We start from the raw sequence: 11,847 nt of genomic DNA on the forward strand, positions 1-11,847 counted from the left end.
ATAATTAATAAATAAGTTGAAAGAAGGGTCCTTTGTGGAATTAAGTGAATATAAACACCTGATTGAAGAAATGCAAAGTGCTGTCGACGACTTTAGGGGGTCGCTTTGACTTAGATGCTTTGAACGAAAGCATTCAAGAAAATGAAGCTCGAATGGCCGAACCCGGTTTTTGGGACGACCAGGCTGCCGCCCAGAAAGTCATCGATGAGAATAACGTGTTGAAAGGAAAGTATGATACGTTTAAGCAATTAGCTGATGAAGTCGGTGACTTGGCAGTCGCTTATGAGTTACTGAGTGAGGAACCCGATGCTGAGATGCAGGCTGAGTTTGAAACGGACTTTCAGCACGCTGAACATGATTTACAACAGTACCGGCTCAACTTACTTTTGGACGGTCCGTACGACCGCAATAACGCTATTTTAGAAATCCATCCTGGAGCTGGTGGGACCGAATCCCAAGATTGGGGTGCGATGCTACTAAGAATGTACACGCGCTGGGCTGCGAGTCACAATTTCAAAGTCGAGACTGTTGACTACCAAGCTGGTGATGAGGCAGGCATTAAGAGTGTGACTTTATTAATTAGCGGCCACAATGCTTACGGTTATTTGCGGTCAGAAAAAGGGGTTCATCGTCTTGTTCGGATTTCGCCGTTCGATGCGGCTGGTCGGCGCCACACATCTTTTGCGAGTGTTGATGTGATGCCTGAGTTAGATGATACCGTGGATGTTGATATTCGACCTGAAGATTTGAAGATTGACGTTTATCGAGCCAGTGGGGCCGGTGGACAACATGTCAATAAGACTTCTTCAGCGGTTCGGATTACCCACGTGCCAACGGGAATTGTCGTTGCCAGTCAAGCGCAACGGTCACAATTACAGAACCGACAAACAGCATTGAACATGTTACGAGCGAAGTTGTACGAACGTGAAGAAGAGAAGAAGGCTAAGGAACGGGCGGCCATCCAAGGTGAGCAAATGGACATTGGGTGGGGCTCACAAATTCGCTCCTACGTTTTTCATCCGTATACGATGGTCAAGGATCACCGGACTAATTATGAATCACATGATGGGCAGGCTGTCATGGATGGTGATCTTGATCCGTTTATGGATGCTTACTTACAATGGAAATTAGCCCAACGTAATCCGCAATAGATTGCACAAATACTAAGGTGACCTATCATTGCGCAGGTCGTCTTAGTATTTTTTTGGCTACTAGTCTTATAATATAGAGATATTAAAGCGGTAATAGCAGGACTGACGGAATTGAAACGGCGTTGGTCTCCTTGGGCAAAAATGCTATACTAACTTCAGAGTTTAACGTTAGGGGTCACGCACATGCAGGTATTAAAGATTTTTGAATTGTTTCTTTTACAACCGCTAGTTTGGTTAGGATTGCTGCGTAGTTATTTAACCGCTAAACGGCGGGTGAAGAGTGAACGGCAGCATTTTCAGAGTGCTATCAACCCACAATTAGTTGAAGTCCACCACTTTTTAGTGGATGGCTGTTTACTAGGAGTTCTAATGACAATTATTAGCTTGGCATTGGGACTAGTGGTGGCCCCCATCTGGGTGGTTATATACGAAGTAGTGGCGGCCATTAGCTTGATCATTATTCCTGGTGCACTGGTACCAGTGACCGCTTTTGGCCTCAGCTGGTTAGTTTATTGGATTATGAGCCCGGAATTAACGACGGTGGGGGGCGCTTTACAACGGCACGGTGTTGCCATGACCAGTATGAGTGGCAATTTGGTGGTGAACGGACTATTGTTATTAGCCATCGTGCTGGCGGCTACGGCGGTCTTGTTACGACACTATGATTATGAGGGCCGTTCACCGCAACTACAGCCCGACCAACGTGGAAAGCGACTTGTTCGTTACCAGTGGCAACAATTGTTGGTCTTACCAGTTGGGGTACTGGTCCCCGGTGATTGGTTACACGCAACTATCAGTTGGTGGCCTGTGTTTATGGTTGGCGAGCGCTCCTTCAGCATTTTATTGTTGCCTTTATTAGTTGGGACGAGTGTTCGCGTTTATAAGCAGCTGCCACAAATTGCATGGCGGCAGTTAGCGGCCCGCTATGGTTGGGTAACACTCGCGAGTGTTTTGGTTGCAATCATTGCCCGTTTTGCAGTGCTCAGCCCGCAGTGGTTGCTAGCATTGATGGGATTAATCGTTGTGCTAACTTGGGGAATCTTAGCACAGCACCGTTATCATGATCGACACCAACAGTTTCGATATTCTGATACTGAACAAGGTGTGCGGGTGATTGGGTTACGCCCCCACACGCCCGCGGATAAATTAAATCTCGATTTAGGAGATATTATCTTGGAATGTAACCGGCAACCAGTTAATACGGAAGCTGAATTTTACGCGGCCCTACTGAAAAGTCCGACGTATGTTCACCTCAAAGTGCGCAATCGGCAACAGGAATTAATTATTACCGAAACGGCGATCTATAATGGCGCCCCACACGAGTTAGGAATTGTGTTATTCACTGATCAGGAGGATTAATGACCATGGATAAGATTTTAGTGGTAGACGACGAACCAGCTATCGTCACGTTATTATCATATAACTTGAAGCAGGCGGGGTACGAAGTTGTGACGGCGACGGATGGTGCGGACGCGTTGTCATTAGGCCTGGCCCAATCATTTACATGTATTTTGTTAGATTTGATGTTGCCGAAACTCGATGGAATGGAAGTAACAAAAAAGTTACGACAAGAAAAGGTTCAGACGCCTATTATTATTGTGACGGCTAAAAATGATGAGTTTGATAAAGTGTTCGGCTTGGAATTAGGTGCGGACGATTATATAACCAAGCCGTTTTCACCCCGCGAAGTGCTCGCTCGGATCAAAGCAGTTATTCGGCGGACAACGCCGGACGAGCCCGTGACACCACCGGCACCCATGCCGCCTGCTAATCGTGCGGTAATGCTTGTTGGTGATTTACAGATTGATCAAAACAAATACCGAGTCGCGCGCAACGGGAAAAATATCAGCTTGACACCAAAGGAATTTGAATTACTTGTGTATTTTGTTGAACGAGAAGGTCGGGTTCTCAGTCGTGATGCGATTTTAAATCACGTCTGGGGCTACGACTATGCTAGTGAGACGCGGATCGTTGATATTCACATCTCACATTTACGTGAAAAGATTGAAGCAGATCCCAAGCAGCCACGGTTGATCAGGACGGTCCGGGGTTTTGGCTACGAATTTGTGGGTGACGGCCATGCATAATCGCTGGCAACAGACGACACGGTTATTGCTCATGGAAAATGTGTTACTGGTTCTGATCGTGTTGGTCGTGTTGCAGCACTTTTCGCCAATTAAGTGGTCCTGGCGCCTAGTCGGTTGTTTAGTTGGTGCTTGGCTGGTTTTGGCAGTAATCGAGGGCTTGATCGCTTGGCGGCAACAAAGTGAACGGCAGCGCACGATCGACCGTATGGAAGCTAAGCTTCGTCAGATGAGTAGCCAGCAATTTCCACCACATATCTTATTGCCACAATCGGACCCCTTATACAGCCTAGCACAAGCGGTCAACCAGTTAGAGAGTTATCAAAAAAGTCAGACGCGCCGTGCGGAACTACAAGAAAAAGAGTTAATGATGATTATGCGGTACTTGCCTGTGGGAGTGATGGTCATTGACCACCGGCGACAGGTTCAACTGTCTAATCCGGCGATGAGTGAACTATTGCAAGTCTCGGTTAATACGGTGGCCCACATTTATACCAAGGATATTCAGCTGTACGCGTTGACTAAATTGATTGAAGATACGATTACTAGTGGCAAAAATCAACGGGCAACGATTACGCTGACCCCAGCGCCTAACACGCAGGTTGTCGAGGCTTCAACCGTTTATATCCAAGGCAATCGTTCACAATTTCAAATTGTCCTGATGTTGTATGATATCACTGAAGTCTATATGATTGAACAAATGCAGGATGATTTTGTCAGCAACGCTAGCCACGAGTTGAAGACGCCGATTACAGCCATTTCCGGTTTCACTGAAACGTTGTTAAGTGGTGCCAAGGATGATCCGGACACGCTTGACCAATTCTTGCATATTATTGCGGATGAAAGTCAACGGTTGATTGATCTCATTCAGGATGTTCTGTCGCTATCGCGAATTCGTGCTCAGAATACGACGATGTTAACCTTAGCTCCGCTTGCTGTTCGACCATTGATCGAACAGGAACTGGCTGTAGTTCAGCAGGCAATCGAACGTCAGCACTTAACGATCAATAACCAAGTCGATGCTGATCTAATGATAACGAGCGATTCACAGAAGTTGAGTCAGATCATCAAAAATCTGTTAACGAATGCAATCAAGTATAATCGACCTCATGGTAGCGTGACGATTGCCACCATGGTCAGTCATCAAACGTGGTCGCTGATAGTTAAAGATACGGGCATTGGTATCAGTGCCGATGATCAACAGCGTATTTTTGAACGCTTCTATCGGGCGAGTCCGTCACGTTCACAGCAACTTGTGAGTGGGACTGGACTCGGATTAGCGATTGTTCAAGAATTGGTCAACGCAATGCACGGAACAATCGACGTTGTCAGTCAACGGGGCGTTGGGACAACTATGACAGTTACATTGCCACTAGCTGCGAGTGCTTCCGAGCAGTAGTAAGGCGTTAAGCATACGGACAGTTCTGATTGTAACTGGTGGTCTATCAAATGATGACGTGGTGACGGTATGAGTTGTATTGCTGAGTCAAAAGATGTCATTAGTTGAGAATTGAATGTGTCGTAATTAAGCCAGACGAATTGATAACGATTTTTAAGGTAAATGTAAACCTTGAAAATCGTTTTTTTGTGCACTTTTTTAATTTTCCTTTCATATTGGGGGCTAAAAGCCGGTAATAATTAAAAATATATCGACGTTTACACAATCTTTACAAAACTCATATAAAGCATTTACACAAACTTTGTATTATTGAATATGAGCAATGGGTAGGAGGTATATAGTTATGAGAAAAAGTCGGGTCATCCAATTAATCGTGTTAATCGCGATCATTGGACTAGTTGGATTAGGGTACACACATCGTGATCGAACTAGTGCCAGTGAATCAATTACCGCGGTTGGATCAACGGCCTTACAGCCACTGGTTGAAGCAGCCGGTGAACAATACAGCAGCAACCATACCGGTGTGTTTATCAATGTGCAGGGTGGTGGCTCTGGAACGGGACTCAGTCAAATTCAGGCGGGGGCCGTGGCAATCGGTAATTCTGATATTTTTGCCGAAGAACAGTCTGGCATTACAGCGAGCAAGTTAATTGATCACCGGGTAGCCGTCGTCGGTATTGCCCCCATCGTTAATAAAAAGGCGGGCATTACCAATTTGACGCAGCAGCAACTCATTCAGATTTTTACTGGCAAGGTCACGAATTGGCGTGAAGTTGGTGGACGTAATTTACCGATTACGTTAATTAACCGTGCTCAAGGCTCCGGAACCCGGAAGACATTTGAGCGATACGCCTTAAAGGGTAATCAGAGTGTTGATTCCCAAGAACAAGATTCGTCAGGATTAGCTCGGTCAATTGTTGCTAGTACACCTGGCGCAATTAGTTATGTGGCTTTTTCTTACTTAGACAACTCAGTCCAGACCGTCAATGTTGATGGTATTCGGCCAACCGAAAAAAATGTGCGGAATAATCGCTGGTACATCTGGTCCTACGAACATTTATATACGGGGAAGCACCCCAATCAGTTAACCAAAAAATTTATTGATTACATTTTATCAACCGCTGTTCAGCAGAAGTTAGTCAAGCAGTTAGGTTATATTTCGGTCCATGACATGCAAGTACAGCGGAATGCGGCCGGTAAAGTTTCAGTTATGAAATGAGGGAGAGCGCATGGATAAAATTCGAGAAAGCTTATTAAAAAAATCAGTTGCTAGTAAAATTGAACGGCGTGGTAAGGCCATTAGTCTAGTTTGTCTAGCGCTAATTGTCGGGATTGTCTTTTTGATTTTCTACTTTGTTGCATCACGGGGGTTAGCAACCTTTTTTCAAAATCACATTAATCTATGGCAATTTCTGAGTGGGACGCAGTGGAACCCCGGAACAGTCGGAACGAATGGGCAACCAGCTGTGGGGGCACTACCGATGATTGTTGGGTCGTTTTTGATTACGATTCTTTCGGCCTTAATTGCCACACCGTTTGCTATCGGGACGGCGGTCTTTATGACCGAAATTTCACCACGGCGGGGGGCGAAGATTCTCCGGCCAGTTACGGAACTATTAGTTGGTATTCCATCCGTAGTGTATGGATTTATCGGGCTACAAGTTGTCGTACCGTTTGTTCGTAATACGTTTGGGGGGAGTGGCTACGGGATTCTTTCTGGGACCTTTGTGCTATTTGTCATGATCTTACCGACCGTGACGTCAATGACGGCGGATGCGCTGAATTCGGTACCCCGTTATTACCGAGAAGCCTCGCTAGCTCTAGGGGCGACGCGCTGGCAAACAATTTATAAAGTCGTCCTGCGGGCAGCCATTCCTGGCATGCTGACTGCCGTCGTATTTGGGATGGCCCGCGCCTTTGGGGAAGCTCTGGCGGTCCAAATGGTGATTGGGAACGCGACGTTGTTGCCGCATAACCTAGTTTCACCAGCCGCAACTTTGACAAGTATCTTGACGATGGGAATCGGGAACACTGTCATGGGTTCATTACAAAATAATGCATTGTGGTCATTAGCCATGATCCTGTTATTGATGTCCTTAGTCTTTAACTTAGTCATTCGCTACATTGGTCGAAAGGGGAAATTAAACCATGAACGCTAAACGCATCGATAAAATTGCCACTGGCGTGCTATACGGCGTCGCAGCCTTTGTGGTCATCATCTTAGTTGCCCTATTGGGATACATTCTGATCCAAGGGGTGCCCAAAATTTCGTGGCATTTTTTAACGTCGCCGGCCCTGGCTTTTGAAGCGGGTGGTGGGATTGGCATTCAGTTGTTTAACTCCTTCTACTTACTATTTTTAGCGTTATTGATTTCATTACCGATTTCACTGGGTGCGGGGATCTATCTAAATGAATATGCGCCGCAAAATACGGTGACTGGCCTGATTCGGACGACCATTGAAATTCTGAGTTCATTGCCATCCGTAGTCGTGGGGCTGTTCGGATACTTGTTTTTTGTAGTGCAGTTCAAGTTAGGCTTCTCGATTCTTTCCGGGGCGTTTGCGCTGACCGTGTTTAACTTACCGATTTTAACCCGGAGTATTGAGGAAGCACTCGCCAATATCTCAGATAATCAACGGGAGGCCGGCTACGCGTTAGGGCTATCACGTTGGGAGACAGTGACGAAGATCGTAGTTCCCGCTGCCTTACCAAGCATTTTAACGGGGGTCGTCTTGAGTGCCGGGCGGATCTTTGGTGAAGCCGCAGCTTTAATCTACACTGCGGGTCAAAGTGCACCAGCCTTGGACTTTGGTAACTGGAATCCATTTGATATCAGTAGTCCACTCAGTCCACTACGTCCAGCCGAAACGTTGGCCGTTCATATTTGGAAGATCAACTCAGAAGGAATTATGCCGGACGCGAAAGCCGTTTCGGCGGGAGCTTCAGCCGTATTAATTATTGCGGTATTGCTCTTTAACTTCTTAGCTCGTTGGCTTGGCAAACGCTTGTACAAACACTTAACCGCTGAATAAAGGAGGCCGTTTTGATGGCAGATAACACAATGACGACGACACAACGTAACATCATGGCGTTTGATCCTAAAGATCATGAAATCGCGCTTTCAACTGAGGATTTACACGTCTTTTATGGTAAATCCGAGGCTATTTCAGAGGGCGATTTACAGTTTGAACGTTATAAGATTAGTGCGTTGATTGGCCCATCCGGTTCCGGAAAGTCAACCTACTTGCGTTCGCTAAACCGAATGAATGACCGTATTGCAACGGTTAAGGGCAAAATTATGTATCGCGGCTTAGATATTAACAGTAATGATATTGATGTCTATGAGATGCGCCGGCACATTGGCATGGTGTTTCAACGGCCTAATCCGTTTGCCAAATCAATCTATGAGAATATTGCTTTTGCACTCCGCCAGCGCGGAATGAACAAGAAACAAGACTTGGATGAAATTGTTGAACGGTCTTTACGGCAAGCGGCGATGTGGGACCAAGTTAAAGATGACTTAAATAAAAGTGCGTTAGCTCTGTCTGGCGGGCAGCAACAACGACTCTGTATTGCTCGGGCAATTGCAATCAAGCCAGACATTTTACTGCTCGATGAACCAGCGAGTGCTTTGGATCCAGTATCGACAAGTCAAATTGAAGATACTTTGTTAGAACTAAAGCAGAATTATACCATTATTATTGTGACGCATAATATGCAACAAGCATCTCGAATTAGCGACTATACCGCGTTCTTTAACCTCGGCAAAGTCCTAGAATACTCAGAGACCGGTGAGATTTTTACCAATCCTCAGGTTGATCTGACGAATGACTATATTTCCGGAAACTTTGGATAGGAGGACCGTTCATGAGTACAATTTTAACGACCGAGAACTTATCATTATTTTATGGTAAAAAAGAGGCCCTCAAAGGAATTAACATTGATTTTGATGATAAAGGAATCACGGCTTTGATTGGGCCCTCTGGCTGTGGTAAATCCACCTTTTTACGTTGCTTGAACCGGATGAACGATCTGATTCCTAATGTAACGATCACGGGTGAGGTGAACTTCAATGGTCACAATATTTATGCGCCCACGACCGATACGGTTCAATTGCGTAAAGAAATCGGCATGGTGTTTCAACAGCCGAATCCCTTTCCATTCTCAATTTATGAGAATGTCATTTACGGGTTACGGTTGGCAGGAGTCCATGATAAAGAACGCTTAGACGCGGCGGTAGAAAAAAGTCTGAAGCAGGCTGCAATTTGGGATGAAGTTAAGGACCGGTTGCATGCCAATGCGCTATCATTGTCTGGTGGGCAACAACAACGGGTTTGTATCGCACGCGTCCTAGCCGTCGAACCTGATATTATCCTTTTAGACGAGGCCACTAGTGCACTTGATCCGATATCGAGTCGGATGATTGAAGAAACCCTATTGAATTTGCGCCAGGATTACACTATCATAACTGTTACGCATAACATGCAACAGGCGTCACGAATTTCTGACCGAACGGCGTTTTTCCTGAATGGTGAATTAATTGAGGTCAACGACACGAAACAGATTTTCATGAATCCAGTTAAACAGGAAACCAATGACTATATTTCAGGACGATTTGGTTAGGAGGAAAAAAACATGCGACGACTTTTTGATGATGAACTAAACGATATTGATGCAAACTTCACTGAAATGGGAATGATGGTTAGCGAGACGATTGAAAAGGCAGTCAAGGCGTTTATCGACCATGACCGCGACCTCGCACAAGAAATCATTGATAATGATGCTAAAATCAACCAACGGGAAGTTGAACTAGAACAGAAATCATTTGAGATGATTGCGTTATACCAACCCGTCACTTCTGATTTGCGAGAAATTGTCACCATTTTGAAAGCCGTCTCTGAATTGGAACGGATGGCCGATTATGCACGTAATATTGCTCACGCTACGATTCGGGTCAAAGGAAATGTGCGCGTCCCTGAAATTGAAGCAGCGTTATCAGAAATGGGGAATCGCGTGCGAAAGATGGTCGAAGAGATGTTGGCAGCTTACGTCAAAAGTGATGATCAGGAAGCACGCCGGGTCGCAGCTAAAGACGCAAAAGTCGGGGAGATGTATGATCGTATTAATGAGAAGGGGATCTCCAAGATGGAGCGCCATCCTGAGACGGTCATCGGTTCCACGGATTACCTGAATGTTGCAACTTACCTAATGCGCATCGGGGCGTTAGTAACTAATATTGGTGAGTGGATCGTGTATTTGAATACTGGTGAGATTATCGAATTGAATCCAGAAAGTTCTAATTTAGTGTAACTAATCATAAATAATTGCTTAAAGCCGGTCGTCTAGTTTGCAACCGGCTTTTACAATTAGTAAGATATGGTTAGATAAACTGATAAGGAGCGTCTAACGATGAAATCAAATACAAAACAAAAGTTAACTAAATCTAATAATCGCGTTTTCGCCGGCGTCCTCGGGGGCATTGCTGAATATTTGAACTGGAATGCAACGATTCTACGAGTACTCTACGTTATTTTAACCTTGGTTACCCATGGCTTTGGTGTTTTGGTATACTTAGTATTAATGACAATTATCCCAAGTAAACCAGACAATACGGGTTTCTTCGAACAGATGCGGCAAAGTACCGGTATTCAAGCTAAACCGCAAGCGCATGGGCGCAAAGAGATTCATAACGTTCATGAAGAGGATGATCCGCGTCACTAAGATTAATGGAGTGATTATACAGTGGGCTTTTGGAAACGAATTTTAATCAATACAATCTTATTTATTGCGATTGCTGGCTTTTTTCAGAGCAGTTTTCACGTTGCAAGTGTGTGGATGGCTTTAATTGCCAGTTTTGTGCTTGCAATTTTAAACGCCGCTATTAAGCCGTTTTTGCTGTTATTATCGTTACCGATTACGTTATTGACACTCGGGCTATTCAGTATTGTCATCAATGGTTTTATGCTTCAGATGACATCCTACGTTGTGGGTAAGGCCAATTTCGGCTTTTCGAGTTTTGGCATGGCGATGGTTGTTTCGATTCTCATGTCAATTGCTAACGTGATTGTTTCCAACTTTTTCGCGAAAGACGGCGTTGATGGTGAATAAAGCGCTTTAAAGTGCTAAGATTAGAAGATAGAAATAATCCGTTTTCAGTCATAAAAGTGTGGCCGCTTGAAAGGGTAGCGTAATGGCGCGACTGGACAACGCGGGCCACACTTTTTTATTAGTGGAACAATTAGGAGGGATTCTTTTGGCAGGAAGTGTAACCGTTGCCGATTTGGTGAAAAATACGCGCCTGGATGTGTATCATGGCGCTGACTTATTAGAAAAGAAAGATATTACAACGAGCGACATTTCACGTCCGGGGCTGGCGTTGACCGGTTACTTCAACTACTATCCTCGTGAACGAGTGCAATTGCTAGGTAAAACTGAAACCGCTTATTCGAAAAATATGAGTCATGATGAACGACTGATGATTTTTCGTAAGATGTGTCAGTTAACCACACCCGCGTTCGTCATTTCAACGGGGTTACCCGTTCCAGAAGAACTCGTGCAAGCCGGTGAGGAAAATGGCGTGCCGATTTTAGGAACGAAAATGACATCATCACGGATTCTAAGTAATATGACGAATTACTTGGAAGGTAAATTAGCTGAACGACAATCTGTCCACGGGGTATTAGTTGACATCTATGGATTAGGTGTGCTGATTACTGGTGATTCCGGTGTTGGGAAGAGTGAAACGGCCCTGGAATTAGTCAAACGGGGGCATCGTTTGATTGCTGATGACCGGGTCGATGTCTATCAACAGGATGAACAAACGCTTGTCGGTGAAGCACCCGCAATCTTGAATCACTTATTGGAGATTCGAGGTATCGGAATTATTGATGTTATGAATCTTTTTGGCGCTGGGGCTGTTCGTCAAGATACCGACATTGACCTTATCGTGCACCTTGAGAATTGGACGCCTGATAAGCAATTTGATAGACTAGGAAATGGAGAACAGAACCGGAAATTCTTTGATGTTGAAGTTCCTGAAATCTCGATTCCAGTTAAGACTGGACGTAACCTAGCAATCATTATCGAAGCAGCGGCCATGAACTTTCGGGCCGAGAGCATGGGCTACGATGCGACCAAGGTCTTTGACGATAACTTGAACAAGTTGATCAAAACGAATTCCGTGCATGATTCTCACAAGTAATAAGGAGATGG

At 45.0% G+C, this 11,847-nt stretch carries 13 protein-coding genes; all 13 read left to right on the plus strand.

What is annotated here, in order from left to right; all coding sequences use genetic code 11:
• Positions 1-34: 34 nt before the first annotated feature.
• The 13 genes from prfB (at position 35) to hprK (ending at position 11,836) form a co-directional block, all read left to right on the plus strand.
• Positions 35-1,151 (plus strand): peptide chain release factor 2 gene (gene prfB / locus MZO41_RS07595; protein WP_096641376.1). Its coding sequence is split into 2 segments (ribosomal slippage): positions 35-106 and positions 108-1,151, totalling 1,116 coding nucleotides; the frame shifts between segments, so codons are not numbered across the junction.
• A gap of 183 nt (positions 1,152-1,334) precedes the next feature.
• Positions 1,335-2,510 (plus strand): PDZ domain-containing protein, encoded by a 1,176-nt coding sequence (locus MZO41_RS07600; protein ID WP_003640996.1) that lies wholly within the window; start codon positions 1,335-1,337, stop codon positions 2,508-2,510.
• Positions 2,510-3,238 (plus strand): response regulator transcription factor, encoded by a 729-nt coding sequence (locus tag MZO41_RS07605; RefSeq protein ID WP_003640997.1) that lies wholly within the window; start codon positions 2,510-2,512, stop codon positions 3,236-3,238. The genes MZO41_RS07600 and MZO41_RS07605 overlap by 1 nt, the downstream gene beginning before the upstream one ends.
• Positions 3,231-4,634, plus strand: a complete 1,404-nt coding sequence (pnpS, locus tag MZO41_RS07610) for a two-component system histidine kinase PnpS (RefSeq protein ID WP_003640998.1) — start codon at positions 3,231-3,233, stop codon at positions 4,632-4,634. Before MZO41_RS07605 ends, pnpS begins: the two co-directional genes overlap by 8 nt.
• Positions 4,635-4,977: 343 nt before the next feature.
• Positions 4,978-5,853 (plus strand): phosphate ABC transporter substrate-binding protein PstS family protein, encoded by an 876-nt coding sequence (locus tag MZO41_RS07615; RefSeq protein WP_011101150.1) that lies wholly within the window; start codon positions 4,978-4,980, stop codon positions 5,851-5,853.
• Positions 5,854-5,863: 10 nt separating this feature from the next.
• Entirely contained in the window at positions 5,864-6,793 is a 930-nt protein-coding gene (gene pstC / locus MZO41_RS07620) for a phosphate ABC transporter permease subunit PstC (protein WP_003643955.1), read from the plus strand.
• Complete coding sequence (gene pstA, locus MZO41_RS07625) at positions 6,783-7,667, plus strand: phosphate ABC transporter permease PstA (RefSeq protein ID WP_003641001.1); 885 nt, start codon at positions 6,783-6,785, stop codon at positions 7,665-7,667. The genes pstC and pstA overlap by 11 nt, the downstream gene beginning before the upstream one ends.
• Before the next feature lie 14 nt (positions 7,668-7,681).
• Positions 7,682-8,491: a phosphate ABC transporter ATP-binding protein PstB gene (pstB, locus tag MZO41_RS07630; protein ID WP_003641002.1), complete on the plus strand. Its 810-nt coding sequence runs from the start codon at positions 7,682-7,684 to the stop codon at positions 8,489-8,491.
• 11 nt (positions 8,492-8,502) lie between these two features.
• Positions 8,503-9,258 carry a phosphate ABC transporter ATP-binding protein PstB gene (pstB, locus tag MZO41_RS07635; RefSeq protein ID WP_003641003.1) on the plus strand — a complete coding sequence of 252 codons (756 nt, stop codon included), beginning with the start codon at positions 8,503-8,505 and terminating at the stop codon, positions 9,256-9,258.
• 12 nt (positions 9,259-9,270) lie between these two features.
• Positions 9,271-9,945, plus strand: coding sequence for a phosphate signaling complex protein PhoU (phoU, locus tag MZO41_RS07640; RefSeq protein WP_003641004.1), 675 nt, complete (start codon positions 9,271-9,273; stop codon positions 9,943-9,945).
• Positions 9,946-10,044: 99 nt separating this feature from the next.
• The gene (locus MZO41_RS07645; protein WP_013355250.1) at positions 10,045-10,356 is read left to right on the plus strand and encodes a PspC domain-containing protein; all 312 of its coding nucleotides are present in this window, start codon (positions 10,045-10,047) and stop codon (positions 10,354-10,356) included.
• A gap of 21 nt (positions 10,357-10,377) precedes the next feature.
• Complete coding sequence (locus tag MZO41_RS07650) at positions 10,378-10,743, plus strand: phage holin family protein (RefSeq protein WP_003641006.1); 366 nt, start codon at positions 10,378-10,380, stop codon at positions 10,741-10,743.
• 145 nt (positions 10,744-10,888) lie between these two features.
• The gene (hprK, locus tag MZO41_RS07655) at positions 10,889-11,836 is read left to right on the plus strand and encodes an HPr(Ser) kinase/phosphatase (RefSeq protein ID WP_003643956.1); all 948 of its coding nucleotides are present in this window, start codon (positions 10,889-10,891) and stop codon (positions 11,834-11,836) included.
• Positions 11,837-11,847: the final 11 nt, after the last annotated feature.

It is taken from the genome of Lactiplantibacillus sp. C232, from assembly GCF_023806725.1.
In the GTDB taxonomy this organism is placed as follows: domain Bacteria; phylum Bacillota; class Bacilli; order Lactobacillales; family Lactobacillaceae; genus Lactiplantibacillus; species Lactiplantibacillus plantarum.